This window comes from Paenibacillus sp. LS-5, assembly GCF_056121505.1.
The window spans coordinates 354,363-375,656 of record NZ_JBWAVA010000003.1 but is presented as its reverse complement, the minus strand read 5'-3'; the positions used below and the strand labels follow the sequence as shown (position 1 = coordinate 375,656).

The 21,294-nt window shown below is 47.2% G+C and carries 15 protein-coding genes and 1 pseudogene; 9 read left to right on the top strand and 7 right to left on the bottom strand.

The features are described from left to right. Both AC0MA3_RS07220 and araA read left to right on the top strand, forming a co-directional pair. On the top strand, window positions 1–696 hold the full coding sequence (locus AC0MA3_RS07220; protein ID WP_474655670.1) for an L-ribulose-5-phosphate 4-epimerase: 696 nt from the start codon (window positions 1–3) through the stop codon (window positions 694–696). A gap of 36 nt (window positions 697–732) precedes the next feature. After that, window positions 733–2,157, top strand: coding sequence for an L-arabinose isomerase (gene araA / locus AC0MA3_RS07215; RefSeq protein WP_474655739.1), 1,425 nt, complete (start codon window positions 733–735; stop codon window positions 2,155–2,157). A gap of 109 nt (window positions 2,158–2,266) precedes the next feature. On the opposite strand, the gene AC0MA3_RS07210 is transcribed toward araA, so the two are convergent. Then, on the bottom strand, window positions 2,267–3,193 hold the full coding sequence (locus AC0MA3_RS07210; protein WP_474655669.1) for a helix-turn-helix transcriptional regulator: 927 nt from the start codon (window positions 3,191–3,193) through the stop codon (window positions 2,267–2,269). A 293-nt stretch (window positions 3,194–3,486) separates the two neighbouring features. On the opposite strand from AC0MA3_RS07210, the pseudogene AC0MA3_RS07205 reads away from it, so the two are divergent. Both AC0MA3_RS07205 and AC0MA3_RS07200 read left to right on the top strand, forming a co-directional pair. Beyond that, a pseudogene (locus AC0MA3_RS07205) lies at window positions 3,487–4,002 on the top strand (DinB family protein); the annotation flags it as partial. Window positions 4,003–4,027: 25 nt separating this feature from the next. After that, complete coding sequence (locus tag AC0MA3_RS07200) at window positions 4,028–4,504, top strand: EVE domain-containing protein (protein WP_474655668.1); 477 nt, start codon at window positions 4,028–4,030, stop codon at window positions 4,502–4,504. Window positions 4,505–4,589: 85 nt separating this feature from the next. Here AC0MA3_RS07200 and AC0MA3_RS07195 read toward each other — a convergent pair whose 3' ends face one another. Further along, window positions 4,590–5,459, bottom strand: a complete 870-nt coding sequence (locus AC0MA3_RS07195) for a GNAT family N-acetyltransferase (protein ID WP_474655667.1) — start codon at window positions 5,457–5,459, stop codon at window positions 4,590–4,592. A gap of 222 nt (window positions 5,460–5,681) precedes the next feature. On the opposite strand from AC0MA3_RS07195, the gene AC0MA3_RS07190 reads away from it, so the two are divergent. From AC0MA3_RS07190 to AC0MA3_RS07170, 5 genes are all read left to right on the top strand, one after another. Continuing rightward, entirely contained in the window at window positions 5,682–7,205 is a 1,524-nt protein-coding gene (locus tag AC0MA3_RS07190) for a malate:quinone oxidoreductase (protein ID WP_379156318.1), read from the top strand. 249 nt (window positions 7,206–7,454) lie between these two features. After that, window positions 7,455–8,495: a sugar phosphate nucleotidyltransferase gene (locus AC0MA3_RS07185; RefSeq protein ID WP_474655666.1), complete on the top strand. Its 1,041-nt coding sequence runs from the start codon at window positions 7,455–7,457 to the stop codon at window positions 8,493–8,495. A gap of 119 nt (window positions 8,496–8,614) precedes the next feature. Further along, window positions 8,615–9,802 carry a glycosyltransferase family 8 protein gene (locus AC0MA3_RS07180; protein ID WP_474655665.1) on the top strand — a complete coding sequence of 396 codons (1,188 nt, stop codon included), beginning with the start codon at window positions 8,615–8,617 and terminating at the stop codon, window positions 9,800–9,802. A gap of 560 nt (window positions 9,803–10,362) precedes the next feature. After that, entirely contained in the window at window positions 10,363–11,280 is a 918-nt protein-coding gene (gene hprK / locus AC0MA3_RS07175; protein WP_379156328.1) for an HPr(Ser) kinase/phosphatase, read from the top strand. A 238-nt stretch (window positions 11,281–11,518) separates the two neighbouring features. Next, a complete protein-coding gene (locus AC0MA3_RS07170; protein ID WP_474655664.1) occupies window positions 11,519–14,794 on the top strand; it encodes a glycosyl hydrolase 53 family protein in 3,276 nt (1,091 codons plus the stop codon). 99 nt (window positions 14,795–14,893) lie between these two features. Here AC0MA3_RS07170 and AC0MA3_RS07165 read toward each other — a convergent pair whose 3' ends face one another. The 5 genes from AC0MA3_RS07165 to AC0MA3_RS07145 all read right to left on the bottom strand — a co-directional run bounded on the left by AC0MA3_RS07165 (window position 14,894) and on the right by AC0MA3_RS07145 (window position 21,289). Next, window positions 14,894–16,261 (bottom strand): erythromycin esterase family protein, encoded by a 1,368-nt coding sequence (locus tag AC0MA3_RS07165; RefSeq protein WP_474655663.1) that lies wholly within the window; start codon window positions 16,259–16,261, stop codon window positions 14,894–14,896. 133 nt (window positions 16,262–16,394) lie between these two features. Further along, window positions 16,395–17,240 (bottom strand): carbohydrate ABC transporter permease, encoded by an 846-nt coding sequence (locus AC0MA3_RS07160; RefSeq protein WP_379156338.1) that lies wholly within the window; start codon window positions 17,238–17,240, stop codon window positions 16,395–16,397. A gap of 14 nt (window positions 17,241–17,254) precedes the next feature. Further along, window positions 17,255–18,136: a carbohydrate ABC transporter permease gene (locus tag AC0MA3_RS07155; protein ID WP_379156341.1), complete on the bottom strand. Its 882-nt coding sequence runs from the start codon at window positions 18,134–18,136 to the stop codon at window positions 17,255–17,257. 105 nt (window positions 18,137–18,241) lie between these two features. Then, the gene (locus tag AC0MA3_RS07150) at window positions 18,242–19,591 is read right to left on the bottom strand and encodes an ABC transporter substrate-binding protein (protein WP_474655662.1); all 1,350 of its coding nucleotides are present in this window, start codon (window positions 19,589–19,591) and stop codon (window positions 18,242–18,244) included. 108 nt (window positions 19,592–19,699) lie between these two features. After that, complete coding sequence (locus AC0MA3_RS07145; RefSeq protein WP_474655661.1) at window positions 19,700–21,289, bottom strand: response regulator; 1,590 nt, start codon at window positions 21,287–21,289, stop codon at window positions 19,700–19,702. Between the last annotated feature and the right edge of the window lie 5 nt (window positions 21,290–21,294).

Sequence of the window (21,294 nt, the reverse complement as noted above, 5' to 3'; positions counted from 1 at the left end):
GTGTTAGAGCAACTCAAGGAAGAAGTATATCAAGCCAATCTGGAACTGCCTAAACATGGACTCGTGAAATACACCTGGGGTAACGTAAGCGCTGTGGATCGGGAGAGTCGCTTATTCGTTATTAAACCCAGTGGTGTTAGTTATGACACGATGAAGGCTAGCGATATGGTGGTTGTGGACTTTGACGGCAATGTGGTTGAAGGAGAGATGAGACCTTCATCCGATACACCGACTCATGCAGTACTGTATAAGCATTACGCAGAGATTGGCGGCATTGTGCATACGCATTCGACTTGGGCGACCATTTGGGCTCAGGCGGGTCTGGACGTACCTGTAATGGGGACCACTCATGCCGATACCTTCTATGGTTCTGTTCCCTGTGCCCGTTTCTTGACACAAGAGGAGATTGACCGTGGTTACGAAGCGGAAACCGGCCGTGTCATCATCGAAACGTTTGAACAGCGCGGACTGGATGTTTTGGCGGTACCTGGAGTTCTACTTAAGGGTCACGCTCCATTCACCTGGGGCAAAGATGCTAAATCCGCTGTAACGAATGCCGTCGTGCTCGAAGAAGTCTCGAAAATGAATTTGTTCGCACGCCAGTTGAATAGTTTTGCTGAAGAATTGCCACAGCGCATTCTGGACAAACACTATTTACGCAAACACGGGAAAGACGCTTATTACGGGCAAAAATAATAAAGACTAACAATAGAAGAAAAGAGGATGAATATGATGGCAACAGCAAGTGCAAAAGAGTTCTGGTTCGTCGTAGGTTCGCAACATTTGTACGGTGAAGAAGCCTTAGCAGAAGTGAAAGCCAACGCACAAGTAATGACTGATGCCCTGAATAAGAGCGGCGTTCTGCCTTACCCGCTTGTACTTCAGGATCTGGCAGTTACTGCAGACAAAATCACCACCCTCATGAAGGAAGTCAACTATCGGGACGAGGTTGCCGGTGTCATCACTTGGATGCATACCTTCTCCCCTGCAAAAATGTGGATTCGCGGTACTAAAATGCTGCAGAAGCCTTTGCTCCATCTGGCTACACAGTTCAATGAGAGCATTCCTTGGGCAACCATTGATATGGACTTTATGAACCTTAACCAGGCCGCACATGGTGACCGTGAATATGGATTTATCAATGCCCGGCTGAAAAAACAGAATAAAGTGGTCGTGGGTTACTGGGGACGCGCGGAAGTTCAGAAGCAAATTGCGGCGTGGATGGATGTGGCGGTTGCCTATAACGAAAGTTTCACAATCAAAGTAGCCCGCTTCGGCGACAATATGCGTAACGTTGGCGTTACCGAAGGCGATAAGGTTGAGGCCCAGATTCAATTTGGCTGGACTGTTGACTACTTCGGAATTGGCGACCTTGTCGGATACGTAAATGCTGTGAAGGAAGAAGAGATTGATGCTTTGTTCGCAGAGTACTCCGAACTCTATGACTTTGAATATGGTTCTTACAGCAAGGAAGCTTGGGAAGCCAGTGTAAGAGTGCAAGCAAGCTATGAAATTGCCATTAAACGTTTCCTGGATAATGGCGGATACACTGCTTTTACTACGAACTTCGAAGATCTCTATGGTATGAAACAGCTTCCTGGTCTTGCCGTTCAACGTTTGATGGCCCAAGGGTATGGATTCGCTGGCGAAGGAGACTGGAAGACTGCAGCGCTGGATCGTCTGCTGAAAGTAATGAGCCACAACCAAAACACCGGTTTCATGGAAGATTATACTTATGAGCTGGCTGCAGGTCAGGAATCGATCCTTCAATCCCATATGCTTGAAGTAGACCCGACGCTGGCAAGCAACAAGCCCAAAGTCCTTGTATCTCCGCTCGGTATTGGCGACCGTGAAGATCCGGCCCGTCTGGTATTTGACGGCAAGGCAGGAGACGGTGTGGTTGTATCCATGGCTGACTTCGGCACACATTACAAACTGCTGATCAATGAGGTTACTGCATTTGAACCCACAGTTCCTGCTCCAAATCTTCCAGTAGCACGTGTACTATGGAACGTGAAGCCGAACTTCCAAGACGGAGTTAAAGCATGGATTGAGAACGGCGGCGGCCACCATACGGTGGTATCCTTGAACCTAACTACAGACCAGATAGTCACTTATGCCAAACTGGTAAATCTGGAATACGTAATTATTAAATAATTCGGAGATAATCATCTATAAAAGCATTGGGTCCAACTGGACCCAATGCTTTTTTTGTCCCCCAGGCATGCTAGGCATCTCTCTAAGGTTTATCTAGTCAAAGTGTGAATCACTGGTAAGGTTTCAAGCTGAGCTCCAGCAGTTGGATGACAGTCTCCTGCAGCTGGGACGGCTCCGCGACCTTCACCTCGGGTCCGAACTTCAGCAGCCCTCTCGCCGTATAAGGGAATTCATCTACAGGGACGCTGCCCTCCCAAAGATAGGCATACCCGGATGGGAGCTCTGCCTGCTGCAGAGAGTGATACATTGGGTCGGATTCTGCGAGCCGGGCGCCAAAGGCAGTAAACCACAGCTTAACCTCCAATCGGGGCCGCTCATCGGTAGCTCTCAGCCACTCCTGCAGATTTGGAACGGAGAGATCAAGTTGTTCCAGCACCTCCAACTCCAGAATGCGATCGGCGCGGTACAGGATCATACGGTCGCCCTTCTTAGCGGGCATATACCAATAGCCGTTCTCCAAGTAAATGCCGATAGGTGTTGCTTGTACGTTCTTCGTTCCGCTCCGTGAGAGGTAGGTGAATGTTATTGGCTTCTTGGCAATGGCCGCTTGCAGAATCGCTGTTGTACATGGCGCGGCCTGTGCAGGCTGCTGCTGGATGACGGCAATGTGGCTGCGCATCCGGTCGATCGAATCCTTCACATCAGGAGGCAGACTGGCATAGTACTGCTCGGCCAGGTGAGTCCGGAATGACTCGTAGGGGAAGCTCTGGATTTGCTCCATGACCTGAAGCATCAGGAAGAGGCCGAATGCTTCATTAGGCGTGAGCCGTAGCGGCGGCAGAATCCGGTTAGGCAAAGCCCGGTAACCGCCATGGGCACCTACTTCGGCATATAAGGGGAAGCCAATCTGCTGTAAATAGTCGAGATCACGCTGGATCGTGCGCAGGGACACCCCAAAGCGTTTGGCTAACTCACGGGCAGTGAATTTTTTACGGGAGTCGATCATTTGCATCATAGCCAGTCGTCGGTCGTTCATTTGTACGCACCTCATTTAATTACGACGTATGTTGTCATAATTCAAGTGTATCATGAAAGTATGAGAGGAGCGATGAACAATGAGTAAAGTCGTGCTGTATGTTGCCATGAGTCTGGACGGATATATTGGTGTCGCTAAAGTATGAAGTCATCAAGTAAGTAGGCCAGGCAGCAACACGGTCTTTCCGGAATCTGGTCCATGTGAAAAAGCAATAAAACGCTACTGACATAACGTTGTCAGTAGCGTTTTTGTATAGTCATAGTAGATCATCAATAAAGGAGCTGTTATAAAGTATGAATACTATAGAAGCATTACAGCAGTTTGAAGAAACAGCCAATCACTATCTCCATGAACTGGAGGATTTCAGCATGGAGCAATTGAGACGTCAGCCAAGTGAAGACGAGTGGTCGCTTGGGCAAATGTATGTGCATCTGATTCAATCCGCTCTTTATATGCAGCTTCGTAATATTGATCAATGTCTGGAGCGGGGCGAGGATTCTGTTGCCCCTGTAGCGGAGAAAACAAGCGACGGTACAGCGATATTTGCCCAAGGAAGCTTTCCGCCTATACGTGTTCATGTTCCGCCTTCTCCGCAGTATACCCCGGTGCAACCAGAGAGCAAAGAACAGTTGATCCAGGGATTACATACCGTGATTGGCCGGATGCAAGAAATCTTACCCAAGATCGAAACGGCACCCATGCAGAATACGGTCCCTCATCCGCGATTCGGTCCATTACACGCAAAAGAATGGTTTTTGCTTATTGAAATGCACTATCGTCACCATCTTCTGCAGATGGACCGGTTAAAAACATTTTTGGGATGTAATGTATCGCATGAACAAGGAGGGGATAGAAATCCAATCAACGGATATAGTGAGCGGGCAAAACCGCTGCTGGATCGGTGTTGTCTCCGCTTCTCATGTGAAGCGGGGGGTGCTGGGGGGATTCGCCCAGCTCAACCATGGCAAGGCAGCACCTTTGCGGCGGATGAGCTGTGGCGACTGGCTGATCTACTATTCTCCACGAACGGATATGGCAAAGGGGGAATCGCTTCAAGCCTTCACTGCCATTGGACAGGTTGAAGATGACAGTGTCTATCCCTATCAGATGTCTGAAACCTTTGTACCCTTCCGACGGAATATCCGCTATTTGCCGTGCCGGGAAGTGAAGATTGCGGATCTATTGAACCAGCTTAGCTTTACACGCGGGAATCAGAACTGGGGATATAGCTTCCGTTATGGTCATTTCGAGATCAGCCCGGAGGATTTCCAGACGATTGCGGGTGCTATGCTGGATACCACAAGCGAATAAGCAGATGGGGTCCAGTCCTATATTCAAAGATCATAAAACAATCAAAGAAACGGCTGGATCAGGGGAATCTGATCCAGCCGTTTCTTTATCCTCTAACGGAGTTAAGGAGGTAATACTGATACTCAGAAGTTACCTCAAATCCAGCATTACGATACAGATGTAAGGCCCGTTCATTTTCCGTGACGACACTTAAGCGAATATGCGGGATGGATTGATGGAATAACTGTTCAACCGCAAGCATCAGGACTTGCTGGCCAAGCCCCTTGCCTTGATAGGAGGGTAGAATGCAAAAATCATGAATAAAAGCCGTGCCTGTATTCACATGGTTTACCCGGATCAGGCCGACTCGAATGTTCTCTGCCCAGGCAACAAAGGTGGCGCGGCTAGGCTCATTCGTCTGGCTGAAATAATCCCGTGTCCAAATTTCGGATTCGCCGAAAGCCTGCGACGAGCAAGCCACCATAAATTCAAAATCCTGCGGTAACGCGGGGATTAGGCACACCCCGGATGGATCCGGGCTTGGCAGTACGGTATTGCTGAATGTCATCGCGTACTCTGAACGGTCAAATATAGCGCCCATAGTCAGGGCGGCTTTTGTTCCAGCCAATGAACCTTGGGGGATCCGGAAGCTGAGCCTTTGTATGCCTAGAGGTTCGATATCTTTTACAGCCCGATGTAATAAACTGCGGAAAACGCCTTGGCGGCGATGCTCCGGATGTACCATCGCATGGATTTGTGCAGTATTGCCATCCGTAGCATGCCAACTGAGAAGACCGGTTAAGTGTTCACCGTGATAGTAGAGCAGGGCATGATCACCGTCTTTTTTGGTGAGATGTTCGATGCCGGTTTTAATATGGATAGGCTCAAATTGATTGCACTTCTGCTCAAGACGTATGATCGCTGCAAGTTGTTCTTGGGAATGATAGAGCATTGGAATAATTCTGTTCGTGGACATGTTTCAAATATAACACACCTCATCCCCAAGCTTAAGGGCTTCACTATGTTTGTATAAAAAACTAGATAAATATTAAAATTTATGGGTAATAGTGATACACTAAGATCAGGTCAATATTGATCCAGAAAAGGTGTGTGACGAAGTCGCGCCCTAGCCTGTTATAGCGCCTAAGCAGGAGCGCCTGAATCTTCCTGCAAATCGTAGGTTAGAAGGACGGTAAACATGAGCAACCAACAAACAAAAACAGATGTTATTTTAATTGGTGCCGGAATCATGAGTGCGACGTTAGGTTCAATGCTGAAAGAATTAGCGCCGGACTGGTCCATAACCGTATTTGAGCGGCTGGCAGGCGCAGGTGAAGAGAGCTCTAACGAATGGAATAATGCGGGAACAGGGCATTCTTCACTGTGCGAGTTGAATTACACCGTAGAGGAGCCGGATGGATCGATCGATATCAGCAAAGCTATAAAGGTAAATGAAGAGTATCAGTTCTCTAAGCAATTCTGGTCTTATCTTGTAAATAGCAAACGGATACACAACCCGCGGGATTTCATTGTGGCTGTGCCGCATATGAGCTTTGTCCAAGGGAAAACCGATGTTGCTTTTTTGAAAAAAAGATATGAAGCGCTTTCGAAAAATCCGCTGTTCCAGGGGATGGAATTCTCCGATGACCCGGATCAGCTGATGAATTGGATTCCGTTAATGATGAAAGACAGAACAGTAACACAGCCTATAGCGGCAACCCGGATCGAATCAGGTACAGATGTGAACTTCGGTGCCTTAACACGCATGTTGTTTGACCACCTGCAGAAGAATCAGACGGAGATCCGGTACAGACATAATGTGGATGATATTACTCGTGCCCGTGACGGGTCATGGGAGTTGAAGGTGCGGAATCTGGGTGACGGGACCACTTCGCATCATTCTGCCAAATTTGTCTTTATCGGCGGCGGGGGAGGAAGCCTGCACTTGCTGCAAAAGTCCGGCATTCCGGAAGGGAAAGGAATTGGGGGATTTCCGGTGAGCGGACTGTTCATGGTGTGCCAGAAGCCGGACATTGTAGCGAAGCATCATGCTAAAGTATACGGAAAAGCTGCGGTCGGAGCTCCCCCAATGTCCGTTCCGCATCTGGACACGAGAGTGATCGATAATAAGGAATCCCTGTTCTTTGGACCGTTTGCAGGCTTCTCGCCAAAGTTCCTCAAAACCGGTTCGATGTTTGACCTGATCACATCTGTTAAGCCGGGTAATCTGACAACGATGCTGGCAGCAGGGGCCAAAAACCTTCAATTGACCAAGTACCTCATTGGACAGGTGATGTTATCGAAGGAACAGCGGATTGAAGCTTTACGGGAGTTTGTTCCGGACGCCAAGAGTGAGGATTGGGAGTTGGTGGTGGCAGGCCAGCGTGTGCAGATTATTAAGGATACCGCAGCCGGCAAAGGAACACTGCAATTTGGTACAGAAGTGATAAGCAGTGCTGACGGGTCGATAGCAGCACTATTGGGGGCGTCTCCCGGTGCATCTACCGCTGTTTCCGTCATGCTTGAAGTCCTCACCAAATGTTTCCCGCAGCAGATCAAGTCGTGGGAAGCGAAAATAAAAGAGATGGTTCCTTCTTATGGCACCCGCTTATTGGAGAACCCCAAACTGATTCAAGATATTCATACCTTAACAGACCGGTCTCTTGGCCTTACGAATGAAGCGGGCGAATATGAGACACAGACTCATGCATTTACTTCATAGACGATTTCCCGGTATTCTGCATCATTCTTGAATGAGTCAGCGAACACCCGATTCCCAATTCACGCGGAATCGGGTGTTTGCGATGTGAACTTATCGGAACTAGTAATCTCCTTTCATACGATCGTATATCTGCCGATTCAATAGGTTTTTGTTGCTTAACATATACCCAAGCTCCTTCATAGCTTGTGCATAAAATATGAAGAGCTCATTTAAACCGAGTGGCAGATATTGTTATAAGGAGGTATGTTTATGAAAGGAATAATCTTGTGCGCCGGCCGAGGAACTAGACTTCAGCCTTCGACGTATACCAAATCAAAGTGCATGTTACCCGTTAACGGGAAGTATATTCTTGTCTCAATCATTGAGAAACTTGTTGCGGCCGGAATAACCGAGATTGGAATCGTAGTGAACCATTTGCAAGGAGAGATCCGGCAAACGATCGGCGATGGGGAGCGGTGGAATGCTTCGTTAACCTTTCTTCTGCAACAAGAAGCAAAGGGACTGGCGGATGCGGTCAAAAGCGCGCGGTCTTTTGTGGCGGATTCCCCTTTTTTATTGATGCTTGGCGATAATTTGTATGAAGGTGATCTATTGCCATTCATCCGGTCATTGGACGCAGGTAAGGCTGCGGCCTCGATCCTGTTGCAACAGGTTAAGGACCCTAGTCAATTTGGTGTTGCCGTTGTCAATGATGGACAAATTGTCAATCTGGAAGAGAAGCCCTGCAACCCTCAATCCAATCTGGCTATTGTCGGCGCATATGCTATTACTGAAGCTATCTGGCCGGTAATAGATAGACTGATGCCCTCCCCACGTGGAGAATACGAGATGACGGACGCCATCCAGATGTTAATCTCAGAGGGCAAGCATGTTGCATACAGCATTACGACGGCACCGTTTTTTGATATTGGAACTCACGAACGATGGCTTGAAGCGAACCGATACAAGATGAATCAAGATCCACAGAACTTTATGAACCCATCTGATATTCACATATCTGCTCAGTTGATTCCTCCGGTTAGGATTGATCCGACCGCAAGGGTAACGAACAGTGTTGTTGGACCTTATGTGTATATAGGCCCGAATAGCGTGGTCCAAGATTGCGTTCTAACCAATAGTATTTTACTTGATCAGGTGGAATTGTCCCATGTTAATGCGGAAGGAAGTGTTTTTGGATCATATGTTCATCTGGTTGAACAAGAAATTCAGGAGCGGCCGGCCTGCTATATTCTGGGCGATCGTGCATCAGTCACAAGAGTTCCAGCGGATTCGCAGAACGATTCAAAATAAATTGCAGCTGTACTAGGGAATAGTCCAATCTAGTCATGGGGGGAAACATACACTTAAAGTAGTCGAATGCATCAGGCAACTGTGCAAAAAGATACTTTAAAGGTAGGTGATCCTTGATAATGGTTGATTTGGTTTTAACGATTAACGATAAAGACGGGAGCTATACGGAGCATGCGGGTGTTGTTCTTGCATCGGTTTTTTTCAACACCCAGCAAAAGATCAATGTGCACATTGTGCATGATGATTCCCTAAGCGAAGAAAACAAGTTAAAGCTTATTCAATTGGTGGATGTATTTCATCACAACATCTTTTTTTATCATGTTACAATTCCTGAGGATATGCAAGAAGTTGCAGCTGGTGTGCATAAAATCGACTACTGGACAATGGCCAGTATGTACCGTTTGTTGCTTCCGATAATTATTCAGGCTGACAGGGTTATTTATCTCGACTGCGACATTTTAGTTAACATGGATATTAATGAATTATGGAGCATCGACCTGGGAGAACGTTATTTGGGCGCAGTACTGGATCAGGGCGAAAATTTGCTGGAGTACTTCACCTCAATGGGGTTAAGTGCGGAGCTGTATTTTAACTCAGGGGTCATTCTGTTTCATCTGAACAATATCCGTGGTAAAGAGAACTGGTATGGCCAAATGCTTGATTTTCTGCGTAATTTCCCCACGATGACCATGCCTGATCAGGATGTTCTGAATGCTGTTTATAGCTGTAACTATTTGCAAATGGATCAGCGGTTTAATACGTTCGCTCATAGCGGGCTCAATTTAGAGAATAAAATTGTTCATTTCGCCGGAGACAACAAATGGTGGGATATAGATTCACCCAATGCACCGATATACAATAATTACCTTGCCATGACTCCATGGGCTAGAGGGTTCACACCAGTAGAGGTTTCTGAGCCGATGCTGACGGACACTCCGGCTGAACCCGTTCTAGAATTTCAGCTCCCGGCTGAACCGCCCGCTCCAGAAATTCAGCTCCCAGAGACTCCAATTCTGGAAGTTCCGGTGCCTGAAGTGCCTGCGCCGCCCCCGAATATTCCTGTGAAGCGGCACAGACGAAAACGCCGCAGAACATTGCGGCTGATACGCAGACTGAGAAGAAGAAGAATGATCCGCGCCAGATACCGTTCTATCAAGCGGGCAAGGCTGATTAAGTACCGAAAGAGAAAGGTGCTGCGGCTGAGACGGAAAAAATTACGGCCGGTGAGAAGAAAGAGCAGATATGTGATCAAACAGATCATTCTGAAAAAAAATAGATACACCCGGAAGCGTAAGCGTATCTCATAAAGCAGATTGATGAATATAGTCCTGCAAAAGAAGTAGATCTGCCGGTTACCCGGACAGATCTGCTTCTTTATTTCCTGGGTGTGTATGTTTAGCTTTTGCTTATATTTCTCCTGCGAATCGCCAGAAAGTTGGATTGCTTGCTGAATAAATCGTAAAGCCTTAAGCAATAGCAGTTTTTTACTACATATAATGTGCTCGCTTTCCAATTACGTCGGCATTGGTTTTCTGGAAGCAGAATAACCATCATCATCCAAATTGGCAATGTAGCTGTATTTCGTTTTCTTGACGGTATGCTCCCTGTTTTTTTATAGAATTTCCTAAGCCAGCTTTCATTCCATCACTCCCTTATCTGTATGCATCTATACCCTATTTTAAAATATGTAAAAGGCAGGTAGGGGTAACGGCATATCCACATCAGATTTTATTATACCAACCAGCCGCGGTTTAACTTACAACTTACATGCAGGAATACTCCCTTGAATCGTTGAATATAAACCGGAAGCAAAGGATTAATGACAGGCTTATCCTGGATACATCCTAACCGCAGGAGGAGAACCATAATGAAGTCTATCACTGTTCAAGGTCTTACGGAGAAGTTCCATTTGGAAGTGCTGGCGGGTTCCAGCCGTATGGACCGCGAGATCAGCCGTCCACGGACGCATAGACCGGGACTGGAGTTTGTTGGTTATTTTGATTTTTTTCCTATGGAGCGGGTGCAGGTGCTCGGCCGTAAGGAAATCAACTATTTATTGACGCTAAGCGTAGAAGAACGCATGCTGCATATCGGGAATATCGTGAAGTATCATCCACCGTGTTTTATCGTGACCTCGGGCCAGCAGGAGATCCCCTACCTGACTCTCTTCTGTGACCAGGAGGGAATTCCGCTACTGCGGACAAGCGATATCACAACGGAGTTCATTGCCAAGCTGGACAGTTATCTGGTGAAGGCGCTGGCGCCGGAGGTGTCGATTCATGGGGTATGTGTGAATGTATCAGGAATCGGTATTCTGCTCAGAGGCAAGTCCGGGATTGGCAAAAGCGAGACCGCCCACACGCTCATCGGCAGAGGACACCGGTTCGTGGCAGATGATATTGTGGTGCTCAAGAAGCTGGGTCCGTCCACGCTTCTCGGGACACACAATGAGACCACGCGTGAATTCCTCGCGCTGCGCAGCATTGGCCTGATCAATGTGGTGCGCCAATATGGACGCAAAGCCTTTCAGGACGAGACACGTATTGTGCTCGATATTGAGCTGAGCCCATGGCGGGAGAATTCGCTCAACAACGACCTGGAGCTGGTGCCCCAGTTCACGGAATACCTCGGTGTCCAGATACCGCATATCGAGGTTCAGCTTCAGCCGGGGCGGGATGTAGCAGGCTTGATCGAAGCAGCAGCCAATAACTGGTACCTGAAGCAGCTCGGGTACAGCGCCGTTGAAGAGTTCATGCAGCGCATTGAGAATGGAATGGAGTCTTAGTGAGTGAGAGAAAGCCGTTTTCCGGCCTTACCGGGAAGCGGCTTTTTGCGTTGCGCCTGGAATGGCATCTGAGGGGGAATGCACGCAAAAGTTCAAAATGCTTGCTTAAGCATACAAAATGTTATCTTTTCATCCGTTACCTAATAGTTTATCCATTGATATAGTTATATGTAAGTGCTTACGCAAAGATGGAGTACTCATCAGCATCGAAAGACACGCGCAGAAAGGTGATCAGAACATGAGGACTAGAGTAAAAGGTATATCTGTAGTAATGGCAGTATTGTTGATGTTCAGTTCATTTTCATTCCAGATGGGGGCGGCAAAAGCTGCAGCCTTGGGCAGTCCTTATATTGTGAATGGCGGTTTCGAAACGAACTTCGGGACCGATCACTCATGGAGTGTAGAAGCAACAGACTTGAATCAGGTAACGACTAGCCAGTTTGCATACGCTGATGATAAATGGCTCACGCCGGATCAAGGTAATTATGCATTCAAATACTGGATTAAAGATACAGCGCCTGCAAACCAGGTAATTACGGTGAAGCAGACCCTCATGTCTCTTCCGGCGGGAAGTTATGAATTATCGGTCAAATCGATGGGCGGCGCTGGATTGGAAGCAGGTAACGTAGAATTATTTGCGGGAAATGGGAAATCAGCTTTGGCTGCCACTACCGGCTATAATGCCTGGGGCACAGTGAGTCTGAAGTTCACATTGGCTCAGGATACCTTGAACCTTGTGATTGGGGCGAATATCAGCGGTGCAGCCAAAGCATGGGGATATTTGGACAGCTTTGCGCTGAAGCAGACGAGCGTGCCGGTAGCGGCAGATATTTTTGTGAAGAAGGTGGAAGGACTCCGGACCGACTTTATTAAGGGCGTGGATATCTCCAGCATCATTGCCTTGGAGAACAGCGGGGTCAAGTTTTACAATGAGGCTGGTGCTGTCCAGGATATTTTTACAACGGTACATGAAGCCGGAGTGAACTATGTTCGGGTACGGATATGGAATGATCCTTTTGATTCAGCAGGAAATGGGTATGGCGGCGGTAATAACGATCTGGCAACTGCCATTGAAATCGGCAAAAGAGCCACTGCGAATGGAATGAAGCTGCTGGTGGACTTCCATTATTCCGACTTTTGGGCCGACCCGGGCAAGCAGCACACGCCCAAGGCTTGGGCAAACCTAAGTTTTGATGATAAGAAGACGGCATTGTACACCTATACCAAAGGAAGCCTGCAAGCCCTGCTCAATGAAGGGATTAATGTTGGCATGGTGCAGGTAGGTAATGAAACCAACGGACAATTCGTTGGTGAATCCGATTGGGTGAAGATGAGTGCATTATTTAATGCGGGCAGCAAAGCGATCAGAGAAGTCGATCCTACTATCCGGATCGCACTGCATTTTACGAACCCGGAGTCGGCGGGCAAATATGCATCCTATGCACAAACACTGAAGAATAATAATGTAGACTATGATGTGTTTGCGAGTTCATATTATCCATTCTGGCATGGCACATTAAGCAATCTGACATCCGTGCTGAAGCAGGTTGCCGATAATTATAACAAAGAAGTAATGGTAGCCGAAACCTCGTATGCGTATACCGCTGAGGATGGAGATGGGCATGGAAACACTGCGCCGCAGAGCTCCGGACAGACCCTAGACTATCCTATTAGTGTTCAAGGTCAGGCCACCTCGGTCAGAAATGTTATTGAGGCAGTGTCAAATGTCGGTACTAAGGGAATTGGTGTCTTTTATTGGGAGCCTGCATGGCTTCCGGTAGGTCCGAAAGCAAACCTTGAGCAGAATAAACTGCTGTGGGAAAAGTACGGTTCAGGTTGGGCTGCCAGCTATGCGAAGGAATATGATCCCAAAGATGCAGGAGTATGGTATGGCGGGAGTGCGGTCGACAACCAGGCGTTATTTGATTTCAGCGGACATCCTCTCTCATCGCTGAATGTATTCAAATATGTGGATACAGGAGCCGTTGCTCCACTGGCCATTGATAAAATCCAGGATGTCTCGGTGACTGCGATTGCCGGAGAACCTATTGATTTACCGACTGTGGTAAGTGTTACTTACAATGATGGAAGTACCGGGAAGATGCAGGTTACATGGGACCAAGCCGCGGTTAATCAGGCCGTTAGCCAGGGTGCGGGCAGCTATGTAATCGGTGGGACCGGAGAAGGCGGGCATGCGGTGAAGGCTCTTCTTGAAATTAAAAAAGAGAATTTCATCGTTAACGCAAGCTTTGAGAATACCGACAGAAGCATGTGGAAGATTACGTACGGAGAGGGAAGCACACCTCATACGAACTATCAGAACAAGGTTTCAGATGCGAAAACAGGAAATTATTCGCTTCATTTCTACTCCGCAAGCAAAGTTAACTTCAGTGTAGTGCAGACCGTCTACGGGCTTAAGCCGGGATATTACAATCTTTCCATGTTCATTCAGGGGGGAGATGCTGTTAATCCCGAGATGAATCTCTTCGCCGTAACTGGTGCACAAGAAGTGAAGGCTGACACCGGGGTTAACGGGTGGGCGCAATGGAATAATCCTGAAATAGGGAATATCCTTGTTACCGATGGTAAGCTTACCATCGGAGCCAATATCAAAGCTGATGGCGGCGCATGGGGAACCCTCGATGATTTCTACTTAAGCTTTGCCAAGGGAATGGAGCCGGACCCAGGGACGGAAACTCCGGGAACCCCAGGAAATCCTGAAACCCCGGGAACTCCACCAACAGCAACACCAACACCGGAACCAACAGTACCGGTTCCGGCAGCAACAGCAACACCAACAGCAACACCAACAGCAACACCAGTACCAACAGTAGTTCCGACAGCAACACCAACAGCGACACCAGAAGTGACGTTTGATGGCAAGGTTGTCCAAGCTGAAAAAGTATTAACCAGTCTTAATAAGAAATTAGAGGAAACCAACGCTAATCCTACTAAGGTCCAATTCAAGGACACTGCCTCCCATTGGGCCGGTTCAACAGTTAACATCTTCGTTAAATTGGGAGTAATTAATGGATATGCAGATGGTACCTTCCAACCTAACGCAAAAATTACTCGTGCGGAGTTTGCTACGATTATTGCAAAAGTATTTGATATTTCCGGTAGCGGTACTGGGAACACATTATCTGATATCTCCGGTCATTGGGCTGCAGGCTCAATTCATGCTTTGACTGATAAAGGAATTGTTTCTGGATACGCAGATGGTACATTTAAACCAAACAAAGAAATTAGCCGTGCTGAGATTATTTCTATCATCTCTAAAATTGTTAACATTAATAATGTAGAGGTTGCTGCAGCATCTGCGTTCTCAGATATTGATGGTACATGGAACAAGGATCAAATTGAGAAAGCTGCAAAGATTGGCATCATTAGTGGAGAAGGCAATGGAGAATTTGCGCCTAATAGACCCTCTTCTCGTGCAGAAGCTTTAACAATTGTTTTACATGCACTTCAAACGAACTTGGAAATTAAAACACTATTAGAATCTATTGAATAATCAATTCATGTAGACTGTATTATAAGGTCATCCTTCAAGCAGAAAAAAGTGCTGAAGGATGATCTTTTCTTTTTGCCAGGATGTCGATCTTTCGTTCTTCTAATACGCAGGAGTCGGAGGGTGAACCTGGTCGATAACCATCAGACCATCGAACTGCTCCTTCGGTACAAACTTCATCGACATCGGAGCAATGACCTCGCTTGTCATTCCGTCTTCCGCAGCATATATCGGCTTGAACATCCAACTGTTGGCAGCCTTCGCCTTGGTGTGGTGGGACAGGTCGACAAAAGTATTTGTATAACCAGACTTCATAATGGTATGCTCCAGGCTGCCCTTTGGCATGGGGTTAATTGAAAATGGCTTCATTGTTGTGATGGAAACCGTCTTGCCCCTGTTCATAAAGAAGCCGACCACGTACATCTTATCTTTGAGCTTTTGGTGCAGCAGTTCTCCCATGCTCTTGAAGCTGCCCACCCATTTACCGCCCTCCAGCACCCGGATGTCAGAGGTGTTCTTGGCAAGGTGGTCGTTATGTGCCCACAATATGATTTTCTTGCCTGGATATCTGACCTTCATCAGCCACTCCACATGCTCGGCCATAGCCCGGTCGCGCATCTCATAGGATTCCTGCACATTCACAATCATGCCACTCTGCAAAAATTGGACCCGATCCTCCAGTGATTTCAGCACAACATCGACGAGATAAGGATCATTGGGATAGGCCGCCGCCAACTGCTGCCGCCGGTCTTGGATGAACTGGATATACTTTTCATATTCTGGTACATTGCGCTGGTTTACTTGTTCCATCCCCTGCTTATACTCTTTACTCTCCGGTTTCAAGCCATATTGGTTAATGACCTCATAGAAGTCGGTAATTGCCTGTAGATCAAAATGCTCAAAGGCCTTCCCGTACTCCTTATCCTGGGTGGAGATAAAGTCTCTCACACCGTAGGTTAACATAGGCGAAGTAAACTGGTTGTCAAAACCGGCCAATTCCAGCGGTTTGTCTGTCTTGTGCGACTTCTTGATATAGTTGAACAGCTCAAGCGTCTCCTTGGAATGCCAGACGGGCAGGACGGAATACATCATCATCTGGGTGGCAGTCAATTGACCGGCCTGGTTGTTGATGAATTCGGCATCGCCCAGGCCTGATTCAAAGGCAATGACATCAAATCCAAGCTCTTCGTGCAGATACTTAATCATTTTAGTCTTCATACTTGCATATTCGGCTACCCTGTGAAAGTTCTCCCCCAGACTGACTACCGTTTTACCTGCCAGCAGCGGCTTTAAAAAGGCCAAATCGCTATAATCCTCTCCGCGGAGTGACTTGATCTCGTGTGCATAGGCCAGCGGCTTCGAAACGGCCTGTGGTGCATCCCCTGCTAGAGCGCTCTGGCTGGGCAACAGCACCAGCAGCGCTGATAATAGAGTGATTACCCTACGGTTCCATCTTAACTTCATTGACATGGGTGTTCCTCCTCAAATGGGTTACGTATATCATTTGACCTCATTATAGGAGCCGTTTATAAAGATTTGATAAGGATTAAGGGGACAACAAAAAAGGCATCCTGTGAAGGATACCTTTTTGTTGTTGAAGATATTAACCTTTAACTGCTGATCCAACAGTAAGTGCATTTTCGACTTGCTCGCTGAACAGCATGTAGATCAAGACCGTAGGTAAGCTGGCAATGGTCATAGCTGCTCCCATCGCGCCCCAGTCTGTTGTGAATTGACCTTGGAAAAATAGCAGACCCAGCGGCAACGTCTTCAGGCTTTCTTTGGTAATCAGGATGACAGCCATCGTGAATTCGTTCCAGGAGTTCAGGAAGATAAAGATGACCATCGTGGCGAGTGCCGGTTTGATAATCGGCAGCATGATACTAAAGAATGTCCGGTAGATCGAAGCTCCGTCAATGCACGCCGACTCTTCCAGTTCGTTCGGAATACTGCGGAAGAATCCATAGAATACTATGGAGGTAAAAGACAGGTTAAATGCGATATACGGCACAATCAGCGCACCATAAGTATTGGCGAGATGGAAATCTCTGACGAGAATAGCGAGCGGGATCATAATAACCTGGATAGGGATGAACATGCCTATCATAATGTAGGTATGGGCGATGCCGCGCAGCCGCCATTGCAACCGGGCCGCCGCATAGGAGAACATGACGGACAGAATGATCGCTCCAATAACAGTGGCTCCTGCCACGATTACACTATTCATGAAGTACACCGGCACATTGTATTTGGACCAGGCATTCGAATAATTTTCAAATCTCAGATGAGTCGGGAATCCAAAGGGATTGGTTACGAAGATCTCGTCATTATTTTTTAGCGAGTAAAAAATCATCCAGATCAACGGATAAACCGACAAGATTGCATACAGCCACATAAAGCCTGTGACGGGCAGGTTGTTTTTGCGCACCTTCTTAATAAGCCAGGCCATATTGGACACTTCCTTTAATAAGTGATTCGTTCTCTGGCAACCAGACGGTTGATGATTAGTGTTGCAAGCAGGCATTCAATGACCAGCATAGCCGCAGCCGCACTTCCATAACCGAACTCTCCTACACGGAAAGCGGAACGATACATCAAATAGGTAAGTGTATAGGTTGAAGTTCCTGGTCCACCACCGGTCATAATATACATGTTTGCAAAAGCGTTCAGTCCCCCTGTTACTGCGAAGACCAGACAGAACTTGTAGGTTTCAGCCATCATTGGAATCATGATTTTGCGGATGGCCTGAAGTTTAGTGGCACCGTCAATACGGGCGGCTTCCATATATTGCTCGGGTACGGATCTTACTCCCGCAAGGATCAGAGCAAAATGATAGCCCATGTACTGCCAGGCATTAACAAAGGCGATGGCGAAGATGGCAGACTTGCTGCTCGACAGCCAGTCTTGTTGATAATGGATGCCCAGGAGCTCAAACAGTTTGTTCATGAGTCCATATTGTCCGTTATAGATCGACAGCCATAATTGACAGACCACGGTAATCGATAGCACAACGGGGATGAAATAACTGATTCTAAGCAGGCGGCGGCCCTTAACCACACCATCAGCGATAACAAAAGCCAGAATAGAAGCAATACCGATCTGAGTAACAGTAATGATCGCTGCAAAGATCAGCCCATTGTAGAGTGAGGTATAGAACACACTGTCGTCAAATAAATTCTTGTAGTTGTCAAACCAAATGAAGGTGCCTGCCGTTAAGCCGTCCCATTCATATAAGCTGCGAAAGAAAGTCTGCATGATCGGGTAGAACACCATGACTGTATACAATAGGAGCGCAGGCAGTGTAAATAAAGCAATTGCCATCTTGTTCCCTAAAAATTTCTTCATCTCTTCACATCCCTTGCTGGTAGCTGCACAATCCATAGCTTTGAAGAAAAAGCCAGGACCCACCCGGTTATAAGCTCAGGTGAGTCCCATTCAGGCTTTGGCTGCTTATTTGGCGGTTGGTACTGCTTTGGATACATCTTTAATGAATTGATCAACACTGTAGCCGCCGGTCATCAATACTTGCGTTGCATCTTCAATGGCAGCTTTGAATTTAGCATCAGACAGACCCCAATCGAAGGCAGTAGTACTGGTGATCTTGGAAATGTCTTCGGACAGCTGCTTCATCATTGGTGGGTATTCTTTAACAATAGGCTTATCCACTTTGGTGGCTACCAGCGGATTTCCGCGTTCGGTGTACTTGAATTCGGCATATTTCAAGGACATGAAAGCTGCAACTTTGGCTGCCAGCTCAGGATCCTTGGTATCCGGATTAACTGCATACCCTCCAGGATTTCCTCCACCTACAAAAGCATATTTGTTCTTCTCATAGGAAGCTGCGTCAACACCCGGGAAGTACATCCAGCCTACCTTGTCTCCAAGCTTCTCGGTGGAAGTAGCGATTTCCCATTGTCCGTTCAGGAACATTGCTGCTTTGCCTTCATAGAACAAAGATGCCGCTTGATCGAAGTTCAGGTTGGTTGCGCCTTTAGGCAGCAGACCGGCCTGGATCAGCTTGTATAATTCTTCAGTTGCTTGCTTGTAGGCCGGATCGCTCGGGGATGCCTCTCCGCTTTGAAGCTTCAGAATGCCTTGGGGCTCTGCGCGGGTGGCGAACACATCATAGAGTGCAACGGTTGGCCATTTCTCTTTGGCGAACAGGGACAGCGGAGTAATTCCCGCTTTGTTAAAGGTTTGAACAGCTGTCATCAGCTCATCATAGGTGGTTGGAACTTTAACGTTGTTTTTCTCGAACAGCTCTTTGTTGTAGTATAGGAGCATGAATTCGTTACCAGCATAAGGATAGGCATAGATATGACCGTCTTCACTGATTAGCGTGTTCATCGTACTTGGGTACATTTTGCTTTTAAAATCATATAGATCGGCGTATGGATCCAGCTCTAGAATGTTGCCGGATTTCTTGAATGTATTAATAATGTCCGTGCCCGCCTGGTAAATATCCGGAAGATTTCCGGTTGCGGCGTAGGTTTTGAGCTTCTGCCCATCATCCTGAGCTTGGATCTCGAGTTCCAGTTCGACATTTGGCATCTCTTTCTTAAGTTCAGCGACAGCATAATCATAAGGAAGCTTCGTGTCATCATCAGAATATTGGGCATAAATGCGAAGTTTGACTGCCTTTGCCGTATCAGCCTTTGCAGTTTCTGTTACAGCAGTGGCTTCAGCATTTGCTCCATTGGCTGCGTCTGCTGCTTTATCTGTGTTGTTGTTGCCCGCTGATCCGCATGCGCTTACAAATACCAAGCTTAAGCCCGCTAGAGCTGTTGCGATTTTCTTCATTCGGGTGACCCCCTTCAATGTTGTTTTCTGACTTAAGTATAGTTAGAGCAGGCCCCGATGATAAGGCAAAAACTGAGTGCTTCTGGTAAAATCCGCGCAGAAAAAAACCTACATCCGGTTTTTTTCGTATTCGCTGGGGGAATAGCCGTAGAATTTCTTGAAGCTTTTGCTGAAGTAGCCAGCATCGCTAAAACCGACACTCTCGGCGATATCCGATAAGCGCTGTCCGCCCCGGTTCAGCAGTTCCTTAGCTTGTTTCATGCGGTACTGTGTAATGTAATCGCTTAGTGTCATACCGAACTCTTTTTTGAATACAGCCCTTAGATAACTGGTATTAATAAATACATGCTGAGCGACTTGCTCCAGCTGGAGCTCGGGATCGGGATAACATTGCTCTATATAGGCTTTGGCCGACTGTGCGATTTTGGCGGCTCTTGTATTTTTATACTGGCCCGTATACCGGATGGCCTTATGGAACAATTCTTTAATCCATTCAAAGGTCATATCCAGCGATTCAAACTTGCGGATTTCGTTGTAGGGAAAAAAATTCTCTCCGAAGCACTCTTCAACCGGATGCCCCGATTCTGTAATATAGGCGAGATTCACCGCTATCAGACCAATGCAAATAACATACACATGCTCAATCGACAGCCGTTTATCACGAATGGAGTCAAACACACCGTCCAGTATGTGCTGCACCCCTTCCGAATTCCGCATCCGAAGCTGGATCAGCAGCTTTTCGTTAACCTCTACGGGGTAAAAAGCCTGCTTACCGACTTCGGCGGCCACCGATTCATAAGTGATCACACGGTCATGGCCGAGGACGAACTTGTTCTGCAGCGCCACAAGCGCTTCCTTGTAAGAATCGTGAATATCTTTGAACCCTTCTTTACTGCGGCCAACGCCAATCGTAATCGTGAAATTCAGGTATTTCTTAATTAGTTCCCCGAGTCTTCTGTACCCGTCCAGATAAGATGCGATTTGAGTATGATGGTCCACATGCTCAATCAGCCCCACAATTCGTCCTTCTGGACCATTGAAGATATAATGTTTCCAGCTGTCATCCAGGGTTTCGTTAAGGATGTTCGTAACCGCATACTTCATCAGGAGCCGTTCGCTTATTTTCTCCCATTTCTGGTCAATATAGTCTATTTCAATGCATGCAACCACAAAAACCGGGCTCTGAATGTGAATGTTGTACTGCCCAAGGCGCGCTATAATTTCCTCATGAGTCAAGATGCAGTCTCCGCTGATGAGCTGATTCAGGAAACTCTCCTTCACGAGCTGCTGGTTCTCCTTATACGTTAGATTCTCCTGTTGGACCTTCCGGTGCTCCTGCTGCAGCTTGAGCAGGGTCAGCATCAGCTCGTCCTTGGAAAAGGGCTTCAGAATATAATCCTCTACCCCCAGCTTGAGTGCTGTCCGCGCATATTCAAATTCATTATGTCCCGTAATGAGCACGATGCTCATATCAGGGTATTGCTTCTTCAGATTCCGGGTAAGCTCCAAGCCGTCCATGAACGGCATAGTAATATCAATCAGCGCAATATCAACCGGATTTGCTGCACAGAGCTCCAGTGCCTCCACTCCATTCCTCGCTTCGACCGAAATCTCGAAACCCAGAGTGTCCCAATCCAGCACTCCGCGTAAATATTCACGGAAAATACTCTCGTCGTCTACGATCATTACTGTTTGCATGTGTA